Source organism: Plantibacter cousiniae (nom. nud.) (genome assembly GCF_977070315.1).
In genome coordinates this window covers 272985-296378 of the sequence record NZ_CDRVEU010000004.1, presented here as the reverse complement: position 1 = coordinate 296378, position 23394 = coordinate 272985, and the positions used below count along the sequence as shown (strand labels likewise).

Genomic DNA, 23394 nt, shown 5'->3' with positions numbered 1-23394 from the left:
CTCATGTCGCTGATTTCAATTGGGCTCTCAGGTATCAATGCCAGCAGTGCCGCGATCAACACCATCGGTAACAACACGGCCAACGTGGATACCGCGGGTTACTCGCGTCAGCAGGTGCTGACCACGGCTTCGGCGCAGATCGCTCTTGGTCAGGGTGTAGGCTACATCGGTACCGGCACTACGCTGTCGGACGTACGTCGCATCTACAACAGCTATCTGGACACCCAATTGCAATCGAGCACCGCCCTCAGCGCGGATGCAGTGGCTTATTCCGGTCAGGCCAGCAAGACCGATACATTACTGTCAGACAATGCGACGGGGATCTCCGTGCAATTGGCGGACTTCTTCACCAAGATGCAGGGCATCGCCACCAGCGCCACGCAGTCGGCCGAACGCTCGTCGTTCCTGACCCAGGCTGGCGCGTTGAGCGCACGCTTCAACTCGGTTTCGTCGCAGTTGTCCACGCAGAACGATAACGTCAACACGCAGCTCAACACCTTCACCAAACAGGTCAACGAGCTGACCACCACCCTGGCGAGCCTGAACAAGCAGATCACACAAGCGTCTGCGGGCAACGCCACGCCGAACACCCTGCTTGACTCGCGCAGTGAAGCGGTTCGTCAGCTCAACGAGCTGGTCGGTGTGAAAGTGGTCGAGAACAACGGTAACTTCGACATCTATACCGGTACCGGACAATCACTGGTCAGTGGCGGCACGTCCTACAAGATGTCGGCCAGCCCGAGCCCGTCCGATCCGTTGCAGTACAACGTGCAGATTGCCTACGGCCAGACCCAGACCGATGTGACCTCGGTGCTCACTGGCGGCTCGATCGGTGGTCTGTTGCGTTACCGCAACGAAGTGCTGGTGCCTGCGACCAACGAACTGGGCCGTACCGCGATGGTATTGTCGGACCAGGTCAACAGCCAGATGAACCAGGGCATCGACAGCAAGGGCAATTTCGGTTCGAACCTGTATTCCAGCATCAACAGTGCCGAAGCCATTACCCAGCGCAGCATCGGCAAAACCACCAACAGTGTCGGCTCCGGCAACCTCAACGTCACCATTGGCGACACCAGCAAGCTGACCGCCAACGATTATGAAGTGACGTTCAGCGACTCGTCGAATTTCACCGTACGTCGTCTGCCCAACGGCGAGAGCGTCGGTGCCGGTTCGCTGGCTGACAATCCGCCCAAACAGTTCGACGGCTTCAGTGTGAGCCTCAACGGCAATACGCTGGCAGCCGGTGACAGTTTCAAGGTTATCCCGACCCGCACTGGCGCGTCGGGGATCTCGGTGGTTCTGACGGACGCCAAGGATATTGCAGCGGCCGCGCCCTTGACGGCAACGGCGGGATCCAGCAACTCCGGTACTGGTGGCTTCACCCAGCCGGTGCTGAACACCAAGTCGGATATCTACGACAGCACCCAGACCGCTGACCTGCGCAATGCGCTCAAAGACTCCACCCCGATGAAACTGGTGATGGGTGCGGTCAGCAGTACCGGCGTGCAGAGTTACACCCTGATCAATGCGAGTGGCGGGGCGGTGCTCGACCAGAACGGCAATGCCGTTGGTGGCTCGATCATCCAGGGCCAGGCCAACACGATCAAATTGAACGTCGGCTATACCGACACCACAACGACGCCGAGCAGCAGCACTGCGTTCCAGCTGGAAATGACCATTTCCGGCTCGCCGGTTGCCAATGACACGTTCAGCATCGGCATGACCGGTGGCGGCTCGTCCGACAACCGCAACGCGTTGGCAGTAGTCGGCCTGCAGACCGCCAAGACCGTCGGTGTCGTCAACGGTGGCGTGGGCACCAGCCTGTCCGGTTCGTATGCAGATACGGTATCGGTTGTGGGTACGCTGGCGAGCCAGAGCAAGAACGATGTGACCGCCACTGCGGCCGTTGTCAGCCAGGCCAAATCGTCACGCGACTCGGTCTCGGGTGTATCGCTCGACGAAGAGGCGTCCAACCTGATCAAGTATCAGCAGTACTACACCGCCTCTTCGCAGATCATCAAGGCGGCACAAACCATTTTCAGCACGCTGATCAACAGTCTTTAAGGAATCGTGAGCCATGCGTATCTCGACTACCCAGTTCTTCGAATCCACGAACACCAATTATCAGCGTAACTATTCGAACCTGAACAAGACCAGCGAAGAGGTCTCCAGCGGCATCAAGCTCAATACCGCAGGCGATGATCCGGTAGGTGCCGCGCGCGTACTGCAACTGGCGCAGCAGAACTCCATGCTGACCCAGTACGAAACCAATATCGGCACGATCAATACCAACGCGGTGACCACCGAGACCACGCTGACCAGCATCATCGACACGATGCAGGCTGCGCGGGAGCAGATCGTATCGGCAGGCAGTGGCGCGTTTACCGACTCGGACCGGCTCGCCAAGGCTTCGGCCCTCAAGCAGTACCAGAGTCAGATTCTGGGCTTGATGAACAGCCAGGACCCTAACGGTCAGTACATATTTTCCGGTTCCAAGGCCTCGACGCCACCGTATTCGCTGAACGCCGATGGCTCCTATAGCTACAAGGGCGACCAGACCAGCGTCAATCTGGCGGTAGGTGATGGTTTGGTCATGGCCAGCAACACGACAGGTTTCGAGGCCTTCGAGCAGTCGGTCAACACAACCCGTACGTCTGCCACACTGCTTTCGCCTGCAACCGATGACGGCAAGATCGGCCTCAGCAGTGGCCTGGTGACGTCCACTCCGACCTATAACTCCAGCTACCAGGGCGGCGAGCCCTATACGCTGACTTTTCTCAGCGGTACGCAATTCAAGATCACTGATGCCAGTGGCACTGACGTGAGTTCCGATACCTCGACTGGCGGCAAGTTTTCCCACGGCTCGTTCGATGCCCAGACGTTTACTTTCCGCGGCGTGGAAATGACGCTCAACGTCAACCTGCCGGCCGCTGACCGGGTCTCGGACGCTACCGCAGATGCGGCGCTGGCCAATCGCAGCTACCAGCTGGCGTCGACACCGGACAGTGTTTCCACCTCGCGCAGCGCCGGCAATACGTCAACGGCGACCGTCAGCAGCTCTGTCGTGGGCAATACCGCTGCGGACCGGACTGCTTTCAACAATACCTTCCCGACAGACGGCGCGATCCTCAAGTTCACCAGCCCGACCGATTACGAGCTGTACGCCGCGCCGTTGACCACCAGCAGCAAGCCAGTGTCCAGCGGCACCATGACCGGCTCGACGGCCAACGCCTCCGGTGTGAACTTCAATATCAGCGGTACACCGGCTGCCGGTGATCAGTTCATCGTCGAGTCTGGCACGCACCAGACCGAGAACATTCTCAATACGCTGACAGCGGCGATCAAAGCCCTGTCGACGCCCACCGATGGCAACCTGGTGGCCTCGCAGAATATGACGGCAGCGCTGAACTCTGCGCTGGGCAACATGAGCAGCGCCATCGAACAAGCTTCTACGGCACGTTCCAGTGGCGGCGCGCGTCAGCTGGCGGCAACCGCCCAAGGTACGACCAACGATCTGCTCAAAGGCAACAACACTACTGAGCAAGGTACTTACGTAAACGCAGACATCGTCGAGGCGACCACCCGCCTGACATTGCAGAAAACCATGCTGGACGCTTCTCAGCAGGTGTTTACCATGCTATCCAAGTTGAACCTGTTCAGTCAGCTTTGAGTTCTGACGTTGAGCATCCGCCGTCTTTTTTCAGCGGTGAGGGGGGCCACTCGACTGAAGGGCCCCCAGCCGCTCGCGAGTCAGTCATAGTGAATTCAGTCCCCCTCGTCAGTATTGTCATTCCCGCCTTCAATTCGCGCTTCTTCCGCGCAGCGCTGCAAAGTGCGCTCGACCAGGTCTACGACAATCTCGAAATCATCGTCTGTGACGATTGCCGTAGCGACGAGATCAAGGCGATTTTCGACGAGCTGGTAGCTCCCGACAGCGACCGGGCCCGTTACCTGCGCAATCCTCAGCGCCTGGGATTTCAGGGCAATCTGCTCAAGTGTCTGGAGCAGGCGAGCGGCGAATACATCAAGTTTCTCTGCGATGACGACCGCCTCTATAACTACTGCGTTGCGCATCAGGCGCAAACCCTCGATACCTACAAGGATGTCCAGCTCGTCGTCAGCAAACGCCATCTGGTGGACGTCGATGATTATGTCCTGCCGGCCCGCATGGAAAACGTTGGTCTGGTGCCCTACGACGCTGTGTTCAAGGGCGAGGACATGCTGGCGATTTTCGAGCGCACGCCGCGCAATTATCTGGGCGGTTTCAGTGGCGCGATGATGCGTCGCGCCGATGTGCAGGAATACCTGCCGTCCATTGCGCTGCCGCAGGGCTTCGTTGCGCTGCTGGATTTCACGCTGTTCATCTGCCTGCTGCGGCGCGGCAATCTGGTTGTGCTGCACAGCATCCAGAGTACCGAACGCCTGCACCCGGGGCGCTTCAGCAGTCAGGGCGATATGTACCAGAAAGCCACCACCGAATGGGGCTGGCTGAACGAAATGCTCAAGGCGCGTAGCGGAGAAGACGCACCGGCTCAGGGCTGGGTACGTTTTCTGCCTCTGCGCCGCGCGCACGAAGAGCCGCGCGAGTGGGACGAGGTCGGCCTTTACGGGGTGATGGCGGGTCGCCAGGGCGTGATGATGAGCCGCGTCGGCAGTGCCAGTGACAGCTATGCCGAACTGTACGCCGAATGGCTGTCCTGCCGCCGGTTTTCCGAGCCGCAAAAAAAGCTGCTCGAACAACGCATAGTGAGTTGGGCATGGCAGCCACGTATTGTGCCGGTGATCATCGATCAGCAGGGTGATGCCGAAGCCCTCGACATCACCTTGCGCAGCCTGGCCGAACAGGACTATGCCGCAGACTCGGTGGTGGTACTGACCAACGCCAGTGTCGACGATCCGCAGGTGCTGCGTTTTTCTCTGCAGCCGGACTGGGCTCGGCAACTGAACGAAGTATTGCCACTGCTGGAGAGTACCGACTGGGTCTACCTGTTGCGCGCCGGTGACCGGCTGACGCAGCCGGCGCTGCTGATTCTGGCCGAGCGTATTGCCCAGACTCCCGGTCTGCTGTGTGTCTACAGCGACGAAGGCGCGCTGGTTGAGGACGAGTCCAGAGAGCCTATTTTCAAACCCGGCTTCAACCTGGATCTGCTGCGTGCCTATCCCTATGTCGGGCGCACGCTGGCGTTCGAGCGGCGAAATCTGCTGGACATGGGTGGTTTCGATCCGGCCTTCGATGAGCTCGCCCCGCACGATGTGATCTGGCGTCTGGTCGAGGGGGCAGGGCCGCAGAGCATCGAGCACATCGCCGAAGTGCAGGTCGAGTCGCGTCTGGCATTCGCCGACTGGCTGTCACTGCCTTGTGTCATCGAGCACAGCGAACCTCTGGTTGCGGCCCACCTGTCGCGGATCGGCAGAGAGCACGTCATTCATCACGATCAGTTGCCGTTGCTCAATCGCATCGAGTACGTTCATCCGTCGCTGCCTCTGGTCTCGATCATCATCACCGCCAGGGATCAACTCGGCGCCCTGGAGCGCTGCATAGACAGTCTGCTCAGCAACACCACCTACCCGAATTACGAAGTCCTGATCGTCGACAACGCCAGCGAAAGCGCCGAAGCGCGGGCATGGTTCACGGCGATGAGTGAGCTGGGCAGCGACAAGCTGCGGATTGTTTCCCTGTCCGAGGCTGGCAGCGAAGCAACCGCCCAGAATCATGCCGCCGGTCAGGCGCGTGGTGATTATCTGCTGATGCTCAGCGCCTATGCCCTGATCCATCAGGCGGACTGGCTGCAGGGGCTGATCCACCATGCCCAGCGTCCCGAGGTCGGGATCGTCGGTCCACGCATCCTTAATCCGCAAGGCAATATTCTGTACGCCGGTATGGTCATGGGCATGGATGGCCTGGCCGGTCGGCCGTTCATCAATTTCCCCGCAGGGGCCAGCGGCTACATGCAGCGTCTGCAGTTGACCCAGAACTGGAGCGCGGTCAGTGGCAATTGCCTGATGGTGCGCAAGGAGGTGTTCGACGCTGTTGGCGCACTGGAGGCGGCGACCTTCACGCAGGGTCTGCAGGACCTGGACCTGTGCATGCGCGTCGGGCGCGAGGGTTACCTGATCGTTGGCACCCCGGATGCATCGCTGGTACTGGCCGAGCCTGCTGCCGTTGAACGTAATGAGGCGTCTCGCCAGGCGCTCGATGACGAGCAGAAATCGTTCTTTCAGAAGTGGCTGCCGAAAATGGCCAGGGATCAGGCCTACAATCCCAACCTGTACCTCAACGAGGCGCTGTCGTTCACCCTCGATCCCGGTCTGCTGGCGGGCTGGAGTCCGTTCTGCACCCGCCATCTGCCTTTCATTTTCGGTATGGCGGTCAACTCTTCGGCGGTGGGTCACTACCGGGTCAGCCAGCCTCTGCTGGAGTTGATGGCGGCCGGGCGGGTGGTTGGCCGTATGACTTACGAGACCGCAACGCCCGTCGAAATCGAGCGCCAGTCGCCAGATGTCATCGTCTTTCAGGGCCGGTACACAGAAGCCAAGGTCCCGGACATCGAGCTGGCAAAGAACTACTCCAATGCCATGCGTATTTTCGAGCTCGATGACTACATCGCCGATGTCCCCGAGCGCAATGAGCACAAGCGCAACATGCCGGACAATATCGGCGCCATGCTGCGCAAGGGCATAGGTCTGTGTGATCGCGTGGTGGTCTCGACTCACCCGCTGGCCGAGGCGTTGTCGGGCATGCACAGCGATATTCGCGTCGTGCCGAACATGCTGGCGACGCATTTGTGGAGCAATCTCAGGAGCCAGCGTCGCAGCTCCGACAAGCCGCGTATCGGCTGGGGCGGCGGAACCAGCCATCGCGGGGACCTGGAGCTGATTGTCGATGTGGTGCGCGAACTGGCTGATGAAGTCGAGTGGGTATTCTTCGGCATGTGCCCGGACCTGCTCAAGCCCTACATCCATGAGTTCCATCCGGGGGTCAGCCTGAAAACCTACCCGGCCAAGCTCGCCAGCCTGAACCTTGATCTGGCACTGGCGCCGCTGGAATTCCATATTTTCAATGACTGCAAAAGTAACCTCAGGTTGCTTGAGTACGGCGCCTGTGGCTACCCGGTGATCTGTTCCGACACCGAAGCGTATCGGGGCCATCTGCCAGCGACCCGTGTGTATACCAACAGCTCGGATGAATGGTTGCAGGCAATCCGCATGCACTTGTCCGACCCCAATGCCAGCTACCGCATGGGTGACGAGTTGCGCGAGACAGTACTGCGCGACTTCATGTTGCGCGGCGAAAACCTGCAATATTGGGCCAACGGCTGGTTGCCGGACTGATCCGATCCGTTTGAACACGCACCAGCAGGTTGCCTGCCGGCGCGGTCACGCTACGCTCTTGCTTCAACGCCCGCTGCGGTTGAAGGCGCAATCGATTCGTTATAAGGAAAGACCATGCAAAGCCATTCGGGAAATGAACATAACGCTTTGAATCAGCGTCTGACCCTGCTGTTGATGGCCAGGGACCAGCCAGACTTCCTGCGCCGCGCCTTGAAGTATTACAGCGAGTTTCCGTGCAACCTGGTAGTGGTCGATGCATCGGCCCAGCCTGATGCGGAAATTGCCGCGAGCGCTGGCTTGCATTACCTGCAGAGTGACGCGCTGGTCAATGCCAGCCTTGGCGTCAGGGTCGCAGAGGGGCTCAAACAGGTGGCCACACCCTTCGTGGTCCAGGCTCCGGTCGACAGTTTTTTGCTGCCTGATGCACTGCGCGCAGCGCTGAGCTTTCTTGAGGCCAACCCGACCTACGGTGCCTGTCAGGGCTACAGCCTGAGCTATCAGGCGCAGGTCGGTCAGGTGGATTATTTCCGCCGCGATCGCAAAACCTGCGAAGACTATGCCGCAGATGATGCGGGCGAGCGGGTTCTGGGTTTCATGAGCGAAAGTCTGTCGCTGCTCAGCGCAGTGACGCGCACGGAACTGGCGCAGCAGTGGTTCACCTCGGTTGCCGATGACACCGAGCCGCACTGGCAGGAAATCGGCCACATGAACTACCTGGTTGCTGCGGCCCGCCTGCGCATCCTGCCAATCCCTTATGCACTGCACTTCACCTCGGGCAAGCAGGTCGAGCTACGTCACGGCACCGCCATTGCCGCAGCCGTCAGACACACTGATCCCAAAGCCAGGGCCGCCCGCGACGCATTCGCCGAAAAACTGGTCGCGCTGCTCGGCGAAGGCTCGGGCTTCGAAGGCGCACAGGGCCTGCAAAAGATCCAGGCTGGCCTTGCAGTCATGGGCGAATGCCTTAAGACCCAGGCTTTCCAGGGCGATGAGAAAATCATCAGCGCGGTGTGGAATGTCGGCCTTGAGCAATCGGACGCGCTGTTCGAGCCTCGTCAGTTTGTCGAAATGCCGTTCTACAACCAGGCGTTGTTCGATGAGCTGGCCAAAATCGAATTCCTGATCCACATCATGCCAGCGGGTCGTTTGCAGCTGGAAGGGCTGGAAGCGGTGCTGCTCAAGCAGGCTGAATTGTTGCGCGAGCAGAGCAACCCGGATGCTGAAGCGCGCATCAGCCGCCTGTGGTATGCCTACGAAACCTACGCTTTTAACCTGGGTGTCGTGCAGAGCCTGATCGCGGAGTTGATCAGCGGCAAAGGCAAGGACAGTGAAAAGCAGATCGAAATGGTTTCGGCCTGGAGCCAGCGTCTGCAGGCGGCATCCGGTTTCGACAACGGTCGGCTGTTCGATGGCATGGCTTCCGGTCGACTGCTCAACTGGCTTGATTCGCGCGATCCGGCGCCTGAGGCCCTCAAGCAGATCAGCGACAGGCTCGCCAGCAAACCGGCCGGGTCGCAGATCGGTATCTTGCTGCTGGACCTGGACGCGGACGTCTTCAAGCTGCAGGCCACGTTCGACAGCCTGATCAACAGTCACTACAAGGCCTTCAGGGTGGTGGTGTTCACCACCGGGGAATTGCCAGCGGTGACCACGCTGCACAATACCCTGCACTTTGTGAAAGTCACCGAAAGCAACTACGTCGACAAGATCAACCAGGTCGTCAAGCAGTCACCCAGCGACTGGCTGATGCTGGCACGGGCCGGCGAAGAGTTCACCCGCAGCGGTCTGCTGCTGGCCAGCGCCGAGCTGATCGATGCGGCGCAATGCCGGGCTGTTGCCGTGGACGAGATTCAGCGTCAAGCCAATGGCACACTGACCCCGGTGTTCCGTCCCGGCTTCAACCTTGATCTGCTGCAAAGCCTGCCGGCATTGATGGCTCGTCACTGGCTGGTGCGCCGTGAGTTGCTGGTCGAGGCGGGTGGTTACTCGCGCGAGTTTCCCGAGGCGCTGGAATTCGATCTGTTGCTGCGTCTGATCGAGCAGGGCGGCATGAGCGGCCTGGCCCATCTCAGCGAACCGTTGCTGATCTGTGATGCGCCCGAACTGAAAGACAATCCGGACGAACAGAAAGCGCTCAAGCGCCATCTTGGCAAGCGCGGTTATCAGGCGGAAGTCAGCTCGGCGCAGCCTGGCACCTACAAGATCGATTATCGCCACGCCCATCGGCCGGTGGTTTCGATCCTGCTGCACAGCCAGGACAACCTGCCCGAATTGCAGCGCTGCCTGCAAAGCATTCTGCAACGCACCCGCTATCAGCGTTATGAAGTGCTGATCGGTGACAACGCCAGCACCTCTGCCGAACTGTCGACCTGGCTTGACCGGCAGGAGCAGGTGTCGGGTCGCGTGCGGGTGTTCCGTGCCGAACAGCGCATGAGCCCTGCGGCCCTGCGCAATCTGATCAGCCAGGAAGCCGGTGGCGAATACCTGATCCTGCTGGATGCCGAAAGTCAGATCGTCAATGTCGGCTGGATCGAATCACTGCTCAACCAGGCGCAGCGCCCGGAAGTGGGCGTAGTAGGCGCCAAGCTGGTGAATGGCGAAGGCGCAGTGACTCAGGCCGGTCTGGTGCTGGGACTGAATGGCGGCGTGGGTTCGGGGTTTGTCGGCGAGCCGAAGACCGCCACCGGCTACATGCAGCGCCTGGTGGTCGAGCAGAACTACTCTGCCGTGTCATCGGCCTGCCTGATGATTGCCAAGGAGCTGTACAACGCTGTGGGCGGTCTGGATGAAGATCTATTCGCCGAAGCGCTTGCCGATGTCGACCTTTGCCTCAAGGCTGCACAGGCCGGCTACCTGACGGTATGGACGCCGCATGTGCAGGTGGTGCATTCCGGGGTGGTGCATGCCCCGCAGCAGGCGCGCGAAGCATTGATGGACAAGTGGTCAGCGCAGTTCGCACAGGATGAGGCCTACAACGCCAATCTGGATCTTGACGGCAAGGGTTTCACTCTGGCCGGCTGAGTCGTCCGCCCTCGTAAAACCGGCTGCTTCGCGGCCGGTTCGCTGCCTTGAAGGCTTCCTCGCAGAGAGCAGTCGGCAAGGATCAAGTGCCTGTTCCCTCGACGCAAATTATCGTAAAGCATGCAGACGGGAGTGACCTGCGGGTCATAACGTGCATCTCCACTGTATTGTTTTACAGGGAGCGACATGCGCCTGACTTGCTTTAACCTGCCAAGCGCCCTGAAAATGTCCGTAAATCACCCCTATTCGGTAGCGCTCCGATTTCATCGGGACGAAAAATGACCTGTTTACTCATCGGGAAGCCATGATGATTGGCATTAAAAGCATAGCGAGTTACGTGCCTGTTGCAGGTGTCGATAACTACGCTCAAGGCGCCAAATTCGGCAAGGATGAAGAATTCATCCTTGGGAAGATCGGCTCCACCTTTCTGCCGCGCAAAGACGCCGGCCAGGAAACCTCGGATCTGTGCGTTGAGGCAGCCAATACGCTGTTTGCCAATAACCCGCAGCTCAAGCGCGAAAGTATCGATGTGCTGATCGTCGTCACCCAGAATGGCGACGAGGAAGGGCTGCCGCACACCGCGGCCATCGTTCAGGACAAGCTGGGGCTGTCGACCAACGTTGCTGCATTCGACATTTCGCTGGGCTGTTCCGGCTATGTGTACGGCATTTATGCGATCAAGGGCTTCATGGAAGCGGCAGGCTTGAAAAACGGCCTGTTGATCACTGCCGATCCGTACTCGAAAATTGTCGACCCGGAAGACCGCAATACCACCATGCTGTTCGGTGATGCTGCGACGGCCACCTGGATGGGCGAGGGGGCCGAATGGCAGCTGGGCAAGGCGAAATTCGGTACCGATGGTTCCGGTGCGCCACATCTCAAGGTCAGCAACGGCATTTTCTTCATGAACGGTCGCCAGGTGTTCAACTTCGCACTGTTGAAAGTGCCAGCGCATCTGCACGAGCTATTGGCCGAGTCTGATTTGACCCCCGACGACATCGATGCCTTCTGTATTCACCAGGGCAGTGCGGCGATCGTCGATGCGGTCGCGCGGCGCTTCGAAGACAAGCCCGAGAAGTTTCTCAAGGACATGGTCGAAACCGGCAATACCGTGTCATCCAGCATTCCGTTGCTGATCGAAAAGCACGTGCTCGGCTCTTCATGGACGCGCGTCGCCTTGAGTGGTTTTGGTGTGGGGCTTTCCTGGGGCTCTGCAATTATCTATAAAGGCTGAGTTCACTTCGCCTGACAAAGAACGCCTGCGGATAAATCCCCAGGCGTTTTTAAATTAAATAGTGATCCACGTCACACTTTTAACTTCGTGGCACAACGCGCTCACCTGTCGCCACTTCTGACTGTCATGAATTTCTCTCTGTTGCGTCGCAGGTTTATGCCCCCAAACCCTTGTTTTATAAGGGGTGTCACGGTGATGGCAAAATATTAAAAAAAAACACTCAAGCAACCTGCCATCGCGACGATAACTATTACGAAGGTTCTCTAGGCACACCCGGCGCTTGCAGGGGCCGGAAGCCACGTAGTACCAAACCAACGAGGAATTCATCATGGCTTTAACAGTAAACACCAACGTAGCATCGTTGAACGTCCAGAAGAACCTGGGTCGCGCTTCCGACGCCCTTTCGACCTCGATGACTCGTCTGTCTTCCGGTCTGAAAATCAACAGCGCCAAAGACGACGCTGCTGGCCTGAACATCGCCACCAAGATCAACTCGCAGATCAAAGGTCAGACCATGGCGATCAAAAACGCCAACGACGGTATGTCCATTGCTCAGACCGCTGAAGGCGCGCTGCAAGAGTCGACCAACATTCTGCAACGTATGCGTGAACTGGCTGTTCAGTCGCGAAACGACAGCAACAGCGACACTGACCGCGTTGCGCTGAACAAAGAATTCACTCAGATGAGTTCGGAACTGACCCGTATCGCTCAGAGTACCAACCTGAACGGCAAAAACCTGATCGACGGTTCTGCCAGCACCATGACTTTCCAGGTTGGCTCCAACTCCGGCGCCTCGAACCAGATCACTCTGACTCTGAGCGCCAGCTTTGACGCAAACACCCTGGGTGTCGGTTCGGCAATCACCATCGTCGGTTCCGACAGTGCTGCTGCAGAGACCAACTTCTCTGCTGCAATGGCCGCTATCGACTCGGCTCTGCAGACCATCAACAACACGCGTTCTGATCTCGGTGCTGCACAAAACCGTCTGACCAGCACCATCTCCAACCTGCAGAACATCAACGAAAACGCCAGTGCTGCACTGGGTCGTATCCAGGATACCGACTTCGCTGCTGAAACTGCACAGCTGACCAAGCAACAGACTCTGCAACAGGCTTCCACCTCTGTTCTGGCTCAGGCTAACCAGCTGCCATCCGCTGTACTGAAACTGCTTCAGTAATATCAGCGTGAGTTTTAGCGGGGGAGTACTTAACGGTGCTCTCTCGCTTTTTTACTTTCTGAGGTGATGGTCATGGATATGAGTGTGAAGTTGAACGTGACTTATCCGGCCGTTCAACCGACGAGTCAGGCCCCTGTGCCAGACGCGTCCGTTGACAAGCCTGCCGATAAGGCACCCGTCGAGCGTGTTGCCGCCACGGCTGAAAGTAAAGGCTCCGGTCTGCACAAGGATGATTCCAAGGACGATGCCAAAGTCAAGGCAGCCGCCGAGGACATCCAGAAGTTCTTTCACGAGGTCAAGCGCAATCTCGAGTTTTCGATCGACGAAGATTCTGGCAAAGTCATTGTCAAAGTGATTGCAAGCGATTCCGGTGAAGTAGTACGACAGATTCCCAATGCAGAAATCCTGAAGCTGGCCGATAGCCTGAGTGATGCGAACAGTTTGTTGTTCCGCGCCAAGGCCTGATCGCCGGTACGGTATGTGTTGCCGGGTCATTCGCCTTTTGAAAGGGCGGCGAGCCCCGCGGCATTCTTGAAGGGAGAAGCACCATGGCAAGTCCGATTACCTCTACAACAGGCCTGGGTTCGGGGCTGGCAATTTCCAGCATCGTCGAAGGTCTTGTCGGTGCTGAAAAAGCGCCCAAGCAAAACCAGATCGACAAGCAGAGCGCCTCCACGACTGCATCCCTGTCGGGTGTCAGTCAGTTGACGTCTGCACTGGCTGCGTTCCAGAAAACACTGGATACCCTGGCCAGCTCCACCACGCCTGCCTTCCAGGGCTTTGCTGCCACGTCTGCCAATGAGTCGGTGGTCAAGGCCACAGCGGGCAACACGGCAGTCAACGGCTCCTACGCGATTAACATAAGCCAGCTGGCAACACCTTCGAAGGTGGCTACCGCCGCGCTGGACTCGACGCAGTCGAGTGCTATTCCGAGTGGTACGCTGAAAATCACTCAAAATGGCACTGATTACAACGTGGCGATCGACAAGACCTCGACGCTGCAGGAAGTGCGCGACAAGATCAACTCGACTCTGCAGGGTAAAGGCATCACCGCCAACATCATCAACGACAGCAACGGTTCCAGGCTGGTGTTCAGTTCGACGACCACCGGCAAGGGCAGTGACATTTCGGTGACGGGTGCTTCCGGCCAGGAAGCACTTAACATCGATGGCACCAAGTTGATGAGTGAATCCAGTACCGGCGCTGGTGCGATTACCGCTGTCGCCAAGGACGCCGCATTCACGGTCGATGGCCTGAGTCTGACCAGCAAGACCAATACCGTGAGCACGGCGATTTCCGGTCTGACATTCGAATTGGTCGCGCCCAGCGCGTCTTCTGATCCTTCGGCATCGACCACAGTCACGGTCGCCACCAACACCGATGGTCTGAAAACCTCATTGCAGTCGTTTGTCGACTCTTACAACACGCTGGTTTCACTGGTGTCCTCGTTGACCAAGGGCACTGTCGACAGTGATGGTAAATACACTGCCGCTGCATTGACTGGCGACTCCACCCCGCGTGCGCTGTTGGCAACGATACGCGACCAGATTTCCACTGCCACGTCGAATGCCGGTTTGAGTTCCCTGGCGCAATTGGGGATCAAGACTCAGCAGGCTGACGGCAAGTTGTCGTTGAACACCACCGAATTGACTACAGCGTTGAGCGACAAGAAGCTGGGCAGCCAGATTCAGGCGATGTTCACCGGTGTGACCAGCGCTGACGGCACGACTTCGGGTGGCTTGATCGCACGCCTGAACACTGCGCTTGAACCTTACACGAAAGCCGACGGCGTTCTGGCTGGCAAGACCTCCAGCCTCAATAAAGTGCAGACGCGACTGGCCAGTGATCAAGAGGCGCTCAACCGTCGTATTACCACGTTGACGGAAACCCTCACCAAGAAATACAACGCGATGGACCTGGTCGTCGGGCAGTTAAAGGCGACAGCTTCAAGCATTACTTCGATTTTTGAAGCGATGAACGCCCAGAAAAACGCCTCGTAAAAAAACGAGTGTGGAAGTATCAGCAACCCGACTCTGTGTCGGGTTTCTGCTTTTGGGCTAAAGTTTCTGCGCACTGCGTCGATAGCTTGAGTATCAGTATTCTGGATTTGTTACGAGGCCCCTTATGAATCCGATGTTAGCGTTGCGGCAGTATCAGAAGATCGGCTCCCAGGCCCAGACCTCAGAGGCCAGCCCTCATCGTCTGGTGCAAATGTTGATGGAAGGTGGCCTCGACCGCATCGCTCAGGCCAAGGGCGCCATGGCGCGCAGGGACGTCGCCAACAAGGGCGTACTCATCAGCAAGGCCATCGACATTGTGGGCGGTCTGCGTGAGGGGCTGGATCTGGAAAATTCACCCAGTGACACGCTGCTCAGGCAGGACAGCCTGTATCACTACATGATGACGCGCCTGGCGGAAGCCAACGCTCGCAATGATCAGAAGATACTCGATGAAGTCGCTGGCCTGTTGATCACCGTCAAGGAAGGCTGGGATGCAATCGGTACCATGCAATAACCCGCTGTTCCGAGGAGAATAAAAATGAGTGCTGCGCTCAAGCGTATCGAAGAAACCCGGGAAGCCTTGGTAGGGGCACTGGCCGAGCGTGACTGGGAGGCTATCGTCAAGCTTGATCTGGCGTGTCGCGAGTGTGTCGACGCGGTGGTGAGCGAAGCGCCCGATGACGAACCTGCTCTGCGCAGCAACCTTGAGGAGTTATTGGGGGTCTATCGGCAATTGATTGATGTTGCCACTGGCGAGCGTCAAGCGGTTGTCGAAGAAATGACTCAAATCCAGAATGCGAAGAGTGCTACGAAGGTATACCATCTGTTCGGTTAATGTTTAATTGTCATTTTTATTGTTCGACAAGAATTTCGCCATAAATTTGACTGTGTTCGTTTTTTTGACTTAACTAGTGATGTTTACTATTTTCTGGCGTCTCAAGGTTTATACATCTGAGAAGCCAAGCTGCCCCCCAATCATGGGCATTGAGTTGACTAGGGAAGTTGCTATTGCATGTGGCGTGAAATCAAGATTCTGCTAATCGATGACGATAGCCAGCGCCGCCGGGATCTGGCGGTGATCCTGAATTTTCTTGGCGAAGAAAATCTCTCCTGTTCCAGTCAGGACTGGCAGCAGGTGGTCGGCTCTCTGGCGTCTCCACGAGAAGTACTGTGCGTACTGGTCGGCAGCGTAAACGCGCCGGGCAGCCTGCAAGGGCTCCTTAAGACCATCGCGGCATGGGATGAGTTCCTTCCTGTGCTGCTGATGAGTGAAAATTCCTCTGTCGAATTGCCCGAGGATTTGCGCAGGCGAGTGCTCTCCGCACTCGAAATGCCACCCAGCTACAGCAAACTGCTCGATTCGCTGCACCGTGCCCAGGTCTACCGCGAGATGTACGACCAGGCTCGCGAGCGCGGCCGTCATCGTGAACCGAACCTGTTCCGCAGTCTGGTAGGTACCAGTCGCGCGATTCAGCACGTGCGGCAGATGATGCAGCAGGTCGCTGACACCGACGCCAGCGTACTGATCCTTGGTGAGTCGGGGACGGGCAAGGAAGTGGTTGCGCGTAACCTGCACTACCACTCCAAGCGCCGAGATGCGCCGTTCGTGCCGGTCAACTGCGGTGCCATTCCGGCCGAACTGCTCGAAAGCGAGCTGTTCGGACACGAGAAGGGCGCGTTTACCGGCGCGATCACCAGCCGTGCCGGCCGCTTCGAGCTGGCCAACGGCGGCACCTTGTTCCTTGACGAAATCGGCGACATGCCGCTGCCGATGCAGGTCAAGCTGCTGCGCGTCTTGCAGGAGCGCACGTTCGAGCGTGTGGGCAGCAACAAGACGCAGAGCATCGATGTGCGCATCATCGCCGCAACGCACAAGAATCTCGAGACCATGATCGAGCTGGGCAGCTTCCGCGAAGATCTTTACTACCGTCTCAACGTGTTCCCGATCGAGATGGCGCCGTTGCGTGAGCGTGTCGAAGACATCCCGCTGCTTATGAACGAATTGATTTCGCGTATGGAGCACGAGAAGCGCGGTTCGATTCGCTTCAACTCCGCAGCCATCATGTCGCTGTGTCGCCATGCCTGGCCGGGCAACGTCCGTGAGCTGGCCAACCTGGTCGAGCGCATGGCGATCATGCATCCGTATGGTGTGATTGGTGTAGCCGAGCTGCCAAAGAAGTTTCGCTACGTCGACGACGAAGACGAGCAGATGGTCGACAGCATGCGCAGCGAGATCGAAGAGCGTGTGGCGATCAACAGCAATACGCCGAACTTCGCTTCCGGCGCGATGCTGCCGCCTGAAGGGCTCGATCTGAAAGACTACCTCGGTGGTCTGGAGCAGGGCCTTATTCAGCAGGCGCTGGACGATGCCAACGGTATCGTTGCTCGCGCTGCTGAGCGCCTGCGCATTCGTCGGACCACGCTGGTCGAGAAGATGCGCAAGTACGGTATGAGTCGTCGTGAGGGCGATGAACAGGCAGATGATTGACGCCGGTTTTTTGTGCCAAAAACCAAGCCCCTGATTTTTCAGGGGTTTTTTTTAGGCACGGGGATTGCTAAGTCTCTCTTAACACACCGTTTACTGACGGTTCGCCACGAGAGAGATGAATCATGTCCCAGGCCGCCCAACTGACTTCCGCCCTATCTGTTCAGGCTCAGTACTCCCCGGAACTGGAAAGTCGTCAGGGGCTTGAGCAGGCATTCTCGCTGTTCAATCAAATGTCGGCGCAACTGACCGACTCCTACGGCTTGCTTGAAGCGCGCGTCACCGAGCTCAAGGGCGAACTGGCTCATGCCGGTGCCCAGCGCCTTCAGGAACTGGCGGAAAAAGAACGCCTGGCCAACCGACTGCAGAATCTGCTCGATCTGCTGCCCGGTGGGGTGATCGTCATTGATGGCATGGGCGTCGTGCGCGAAGCCAATCCGGCGGCCATCGATCTGCTTGGGCAGCCGCTGTTGGGCATGCTCTGGCGTCATGTGATCAGCCGCTGTTTTGCACCCCGTGAAGATGATGGCCACGAAGTCTCGCTCAAGGATGGCCGCAGGCTTTCCATTGCCACGCGTTCGCTGGATGCCGAGCCAGGGCAGCTGGTGCTGCTCAATGACCTGACCGAAACCCGTCATCTTCAGGAACAGCTGGCTCGTCACGAGCGCCTGTCGTCACTGGGCCGTATGGTCGCTTCTCTGGCGCATCAGATTCGTACACCGTTATCCGCTGCCATGATCTACGCCAGCCATTTGACCGAGCAGGAACTTCCGGTGGAAACCCAGCAGCGTTTCGCCGCGCGGCTCAAGGATCGTTTGCATGAGCTGGAGCATCAGGTTCGCGACATGCTGGTGTTCGCCCGGGGCGAGCTGCCGTTGACGGATCGTCTGGCGCCTGGTGCTCTGTTTCAGGCGCTGCAAAATGCTGCTGCGACGCATGTTCAGGGCGTTTCGGTACGCTGGCAGTGCGACAGCATCGATGGCGAGCTGCTGTGCAATCGCGACACATTGGTCGGCGCACTGCTCAATCTGATTGAAAACGCTGTCCAGGCCAGCGCTGGCCGGACACTGCTGAAGATTCACGCCTACAGTCGCGGCAATGTGCTGCGGATCTGCTTCAGCGATAACGGCAGCGGCATTGACAAGGCCGGTCTGGCTCGCATCGGTGAGCCGTTCTTTACCACCAAGACCACCGGCACAGGGCTTGGTCTGGCCGTGGTAACTGCGGTGTCGCGTGCGCATCAGGGGCGCGTGCATTATTTGTCGCGGGTTGGCCGTGGTACCTGCGCCATTATCAGTCTGCCATTGATCCCGGCTTCCAGTTCGACAGGTAATAACTGATGCCGATCAATGTGCTGCTGGTCGAGGATGACCGTTCGCTCCGCGAAGCGCTTGGGGAAACCCTCGAGCTGGCCGGTTATGGCTATCAGGCCGTCGGTTCCGCCGAAGAGGCGCTGGTGGCCGCCGAGGCGCGGCCCTTCAGTCTGGTGATCAGTGACGTCAACATGCCGGGCATGGACGGTCACCAGTTGCTGAGTCTGTTGCGCAGCCGGCATCCGCAATTGCCGGTGCTGCTGATGACTGCGCATGGCGCAGTCGAGCGCGCGGTCGAGGCCATGCGCCAGGGGGCTGCGGATTACCTGGTCAAGCCCTTCGAGCCCAAGGCGCTGATCGCGCTGGTTGGGCGGCACGCACTGGGTCGTCTGGAGCCTGCCGAGCGCGATGGGCCGATTGCTGTCGAGCCCGCCAGTATCCAGTTGCTGAACCTGGCCAGCCGCGTGGCGAAAAGCGATTCCACCGTGCTGATCTCCGGCGAGTCCGGGACCGGTAAAGAGGTTTTGGCGCGTTTCATTCATCAAAACTCGCCCCGTGCCGATAAACCTTTTATTGCGATCAACTGTGCAGCGATTCCGGACAATATGCTGGAAGCCACGTTATTCGGCCATGAAAAGGGTTCGTTTACCGGCGCCATTGCGGCGCAGGCTGGCAAGTTCGAGCAGGCGGACGGCGGGACAATCCTGCTGGACGAGATTTCCGAAATGCCTCTGGGGCTGCAAGCCAAATTGCTGCGTGTGTTGCAGGAACGCGAAGTCGAGCGCGTCGGTGCGCGCAAACCGATCCTTCTGGACATTCGCGTCGTGGCGACCACCAACCGCGATCTGGCGGGTGAGGTGGCGGCGGGGCGTTTTCGTGAAGATCTGTTTTATCGCCTGTCGGTATTTCCACTGGCATGGCAGGCGTTGCGTCAAAGGACTGCCGATATTCTGCCATTGGCCGATCGGCTTCTGGCCAAGCACGTCAATAAAATGAAGCATGCGCCGGTGCGTCTTTCCGCCGAAGCGCAACAGTGTCTGGTGAGCTATCCATGGCCCGGAAATGTCCGGGAGCTGGATAACGCCGTGCAGCGGGCCTTGATTCTGCAGCAGGGCGGGGTGATTCAGGCGCAGGATTTCTGTCTGTCCGGGCCGGTCACCAGCCTGCCTGTTGCTGCGCCTGTCGAGGCGGCAGCGGCTGTGACTGGCACTGTCGTGGCGGATAATGTAGGTGCCGGCGTCAGTCCGGAATCGGTCGGCGCGCTGGGCGATGACCTCAGGCGTCACGAGTTTCAAATGATCATCGACACCCTGCGTTCTGAGCGGGGACGTCGCAAGGAGGCTGCGGAACGCCTGGGTATCAGCCCGCGTACATTGCGTTACAAGCTGGCGCAGATGCGTGACGCCGGAATGGATGTGGAGGCCTATCTGTTTGCCACATGAGCAACGCACAGTGATTGCCGTTCCCGATCGGCGGTCCCTGAATATTTTTGCTGTGATGCAAGCCTGAAATTAAACCCGGCGCCCCGTGAATACGGGCGGTCCGGCGCGACCTCGTGTCAAGCGACATGATGCACTCATCTGGTGTGGCAAATAGCCGCCATCTAGCTGGCATCGTTGTTGCTATACCTTCTGTACCCGCTGAATCAGTGTCAAAAATTTGCGGGCCTTACGAGAGATATGTCCATGAGCCAAGGTGTTGAATTTAATCGCTTGATGTTGGATATGCGGGCCATGCAGATGGACGCGATGTCTGCGCCCAAGCCCGTGTCCGGTGCGCAGGAAGCCGGTGCCAGCAGCTTCGCTGACATGCTTGGTCAGGCCGTCAACAAGGTCGCGCAGACCCAGCAGGCTTCCAGCCAGTTGGCCAATGCATTCGAAATCGGCAAGAGCGGCGTGGATCTGACCGACGTCATGATTTCGTCGCAGAAAGCCAGCGTGTCTTTTCAGGCGTTGACCCAGGTACGTAACAAGCTGGTTCAAGCTTACCAAGACATCATGCAGATGCCGGTTTAAGGGACGTACTGAGTCATGGCTGAAGCAGCTGCCGATACCGTTCCTGCAAGAGCGGGCGCTTCCGAAAGAAAACCGTTGTTCGGTATGTCTTTTCTGGAAAATCTTTCCGAAATGACCATGCTGCGTCAGATCGGCCTCATGGTCGGTCTTGCCGCGAGCGTGGCCATCGGCTTCGCCGTGGTGCTCTGGTCCCAGCAGCCTGACTATCGTCCGCTTTATGGCAGTCTGGCGGGCATGGACAGCAAGCAGATCATGGACACCCTGACTGCAGCGAACATCAACTACACCGTCGAGCCGAACTCCGGTGCGCTGTTGGTGAAGTCCGATGATGTGCAGCGTGCGCGCATTCAACTGGCTCAGGCGGGTGTGGTACAGAACGACGCCAACATCGGTTTCGAAATCCTCGACAAGGATCAGGGGCTGGGCACCAGTCAGTTCATGGAAGCCACGCGTTATCGTCGTGGCCTGGAAGGCGAGCTGGCGCGTACCATTTCTGCGTTGAACAACGTCAAGGGTGCCCGCGTGCACCTGGCGATTCCGAAAAGCTCGGTATTCGTCCGTGATGACCGCAAGCCAAGCGCTTCGGTACTGGTCGAGCTGTACGCCGGTCGTTCGCTGGAGCCGAGTCAGGTCATGGCCATCATCAATCTGGTGGCCACCAGTGTTCCCGAGCTGAGCAAGTCGCAGATTACCGTCGTTGACCAGAAGGGGGCTCTGCTTTCCGATCAGGCGGAAAACTCCGAGCTGACCATGGCCGGCAAGCAATTCGACTACAGCCGTCGCATGGAAAGCATGCTCACCCAGCGCGTGCAGAACATTCTGCAGCCGATTCTGGGCAATGACCGCTATAAGGCCGAGGTCTCGGCAGTGGTTGATTTCAGCGCTGTCGAATCGACCGCCGAAAGCTTCAACCCTGATCAACCTGCCTTGCGCAGCGAGCAGTCGGTCAATGAACAACGTTCCAGCAGCTCAAGCTCGGGCGGCGTTCCGGGGGCGCTGAGCAATCAGCCGCCCGGCCCGGCGACGGCTCCGCAGACTGCAGGCGGTGGCGCAGCCGGTGCAGCCGGCCCTATCGCTCCAGGCCAACCCCTGCTGGATGCCAATGGTCAGCAGATCATGGACCCGGCAACCGGTCAGCCCGCGTTGGCACCATACCCGGCCGACAAGCGCGTGCAGTCGACCAAGAACTTCGAGCTTGACCGTTCCATCAGTCACACCAAGCAGCAGCAGGGCCGTCTGACCCGCCTTTCGGTTGCGGTAGTGGTCGATGACATGGTCAAGACCAACGCGGCCAATGGCGAAGTCACCCGTGCTCCATGGAGCGCGGCGGATCTCGCTCGCTTCACACGGCTGGTACAGGATGCCGTCGGTTTCGACGCCAGCCGCGGCGACAGCGTCAGCGTGATCAACGTGCCGTTCTCCAGCGAACGCGCTGAAGTGCTGCCTGAAGCGTCGTTCTATTCGCAACCCTGGTTCTGGGACATCGTCAAGCAGGCTGTTGGCGTGATCTTCATCCTGATCCTGGTGTTCGGTGTACTGCGCCCGGTGTTGAACAACATCACCAATGGCAAGCGCAAGGAACTGGCAGGTTTCGGCGGCGACGCCGAACTGGGTGGCATGGGCGGTCTGGACGGCGAATTGTCCAACGATCGCGTAAGTCTGGGTGGCCCGCAGAGCATTCTGCTGCCAAGCCCGACCGAAGGCTATGACGCACAGCTGAATGCAATCAAGAGTTTGGTGGCTGAGGATCCTGGCCGTGTGGCTCAGGTTGTGAAAGAGTGGATCAACACTGATGAATGAACGAGCCATGGTAGCCAAACTCTCCAAAGTTGAAAAAGCGGCTGTACTGTTGCTCTCGCTGGGCGAAACCGATGCGGCTCAGGTGCTCCGGCACATGGGCCCCAAGGAAGTCCAGAAAGTGGGTGTGGCGATGGCGCAGATGCGCAACGTGCATCGCGAGCAGGTCGAAGAGGTCATGAGCGAATTCGTCGACATCGTCGGCGATCAGACCAGCCTTGGCGTCGGTTCCGACGGCTATATCCGCAAGATGCTGACCCAGGCACTGGGCGAGGACAAGGCCAACGGCCTGATCGACCGGATTCTGCTGGGTGGCAATACCAGCGGCCTGGACAGCCTCAAGTGGATGGAGCCGCGTGCGGTCGCCGACGTGATCCGTTTCGAGCACCCGCAGATTCAGGCCATCGTGGTCGCCTATCTTGATGCCGACCAGGCGGGCGAGGTGCTTGGGCATTTCGATCACAAGGTGCGCCTCGATATCATCCTGCGCGTGTCTTCGCTCAACACCGTACAGCCAGCGGCTCTCAAGGAATTGAACCAGATTCTCGAGAAGCAGTTCTCCGGTAACGCCAACACGTCGCGTACCACACTGGGCGGTATCAAGCGTGCGGCCGATATCATGAACTTTCTCGACAGCTCGATCGAAGGTTCGCTCATGGACTCGATCCGCGAGGTCGACGAAGACCTGTCGGTGCAGATCGAAGACCTCATGTTCGTCTTCAACAATCTTTCCGACGTGGACGATCGCGGTATCCAGGCGCTGCTGCGCGAAGTATCCTCGGACGTGCTGGTACTGGCGCTCAAGGGCTCCGACGAAGCAATCAAGGAAAAAATCTTCAAGAACATGTCCAAGCGTGCCTCCGAGCTGCTCCGCGACGACCTGGAAGCAAAAGGTCCGGTGCGTGTCAGCGATGTGGAAACCGCCCAGAAAGAAATCCTCACCATTGCGCGTCGTATGGCCGAGGCCGGCGAGATCGTACTCGGTGGCAAGGGTGGCGAGGAAATGATCTAAGGATTCAG

General features: G+C 58.5%; 16 protein-coding genes. All 16 read left to right on the top strand.

Annotated features, from left to right (window positions below; genetic code table 11):
- Positions 1-3 precede the first annotated feature (3 nt).
- Positions 4-2064 carry a flagellar hook-associated protein FlgK gene (gene flgK / locus ACW55A_RS11300; RefSeq protein ID WP_003370092.1) on the top strand — a complete coding sequence of 687 codons (2061 nt, stop codon included), beginning with the start codon at positions 4-6 and terminating at the stop codon, positions 2062-2064.
- Between the two features lie 13 nt (positions 2065-2077).
- Positions 2078-3670, top strand: coding sequence for a flagellar hook-associated protein 3 (locus tag ACW55A_RS11295; RefSeq protein ID WP_003370095.1), 1593 nt, complete (start codon positions 2078-2080; stop codon positions 3668-3670).
- An 89-nt stretch (positions 3671-3759) separates the two neighbouring features.
- Entirely contained in the window at positions 3760-7332 is a 3573-nt protein-coding gene (locus tag ACW55A_RS11290) for a glycosyltransferase (RefSeq protein ID WP_498811272.1), read from the top strand.
- Between the two features lie 114 nt (positions 7333-7446).
- Positions 7447-10353, top strand: a complete 2907-nt coding sequence (locus ACW55A_RS11285) for a TIGR00180 family glycosyltransferase (RefSeq protein ID WP_455808192.1) — start codon at positions 7447-7449, stop codon at positions 10351-10353.
- A 307-nt stretch (positions 10354-10660) separates the two neighbouring features.
- Positions 10661-11587, top strand: coding sequence for a ketoacyl-ACP synthase III (locus ACW55A_RS11280; RefSeq protein WP_003436094.1), 927 nt, complete (start codon positions 10661-10663; stop codon positions 11585-11587).
- A gap of 328 nt (positions 11588-11915) precedes the next feature.
- Positions 11916-12764: a flagellin domain-containing protein gene (locus tag ACW55A_RS11275; protein WP_044309033.1), complete on the top strand. Its 849-nt coding sequence runs from the start codon at positions 11916-11918 to the stop codon at positions 12762-12764.
- 72 nt (positions 12765-12836) lie between these two features.
- The gene (locus ACW55A_RS11270) at positions 12837-13229 is read left to right on the top strand and encodes a flagellar protein FlaG (RefSeq protein WP_003370107.1); all 393 of its coding nucleotides are present in this window, start codon (positions 12837-12839) and stop codon (positions 13227-13229) included.
- A gap of 83 nt (positions 13230-13312) precedes the next feature.
- Positions 13313-14764 carry a flagellar filament capping protein FliD gene (gene fliD / locus ACW55A_RS11265; RefSeq protein WP_100073003.1) on the top strand — a complete coding sequence of 484 codons (1452 nt, stop codon included), beginning with the start codon at positions 13313-13315 and terminating at the stop codon, positions 14762-14764.
- 124 nt (positions 14765-14888) lie between these two features.
- Positions 14889-15278, top strand: coding sequence for a flagellar export chaperone FliS (gene fliS, locus ACW55A_RS11260; protein ID WP_003370112.1), 390 nt, complete (start codon positions 14889-14891; stop codon positions 15276-15278).
- A 24-nt stretch (positions 15279-15302) separates the two neighbouring features.
- On the top strand, positions 15303-15599 hold the full coding sequence (fliT, locus tag ACW55A_RS11255) for a flagellar protein FliT (protein WP_003370114.1): 297 nt from the start codon (positions 15303-15305) through the stop codon (positions 15597-15599).
- 177 nt (positions 15600-15776) lie between these two features.
- The gene (gene fleQ, locus ACW55A_RS11250) at positions 15777-17252 is read left to right on the top strand and encodes a transcriptional regulator FleQ (protein WP_003316803.1); all 1476 of its coding nucleotides are present in this window, start codon (positions 15777-15779) and stop codon (positions 17250-17252) included.
- Positions 17253-17374: 122 nt separating this feature from the next.
- Positions 17375-18589 carry a sensor histidine kinase gene (locus tag ACW55A_RS11245; RefSeq protein WP_003370117.1) on the top strand — a complete coding sequence of 405 codons (1215 nt, stop codon included), beginning with the start codon at positions 17375-17377 and terminating at the stop codon, positions 18587-18589.
- Positions 18589-20004 (top strand): sigma-54-dependent transcriptional regulator, encoded by a 1416-nt coding sequence (locus ACW55A_RS11240; RefSeq protein ID WP_498811273.1) that lies wholly within the window; start codon positions 18589-18591, stop codon positions 20002-20004. The genes ACW55A_RS11245 and ACW55A_RS11240 overlap by 1 nt, the downstream gene beginning before the upstream one ends.
- A 243-nt stretch (positions 20005-20247) precedes the next feature.
- Positions 20248-20577, top strand: a complete 330-nt coding sequence (fliE, locus tag ACW55A_RS11235; RefSeq protein ID WP_002554293.1) for a flagellar hook-basal body complex protein FliE — start codon at positions 20248-20250, stop codon at positions 20575-20577.
- A 15-nt stretch (positions 20578-20592) separates the two neighbouring features.
- Positions 20593-22377 (top strand): flagellar basal-body MS-ring/collar protein FliF, encoded by a 1785-nt coding sequence (gene fliF, locus ACW55A_RS11230; RefSeq protein ID WP_003436100.1) that lies wholly within the window; start codon positions 20593-20595, stop codon positions 22375-22377.
- Positions 22370-23386 carry a flagellar motor switch protein FliG gene (gene fliG / locus ACW55A_RS11225; protein WP_003316807.1) on the top strand — a complete coding sequence of 339 codons (1017 nt, stop codon included), beginning with the start codon at positions 22370-22372 and terminating at the stop codon, positions 23384-23386. The genes fliF and fliG overlap by 8 nt, the downstream gene beginning before the upstream one ends.
- Positions 23387-23394 lie beyond the last annotated feature (8 nt).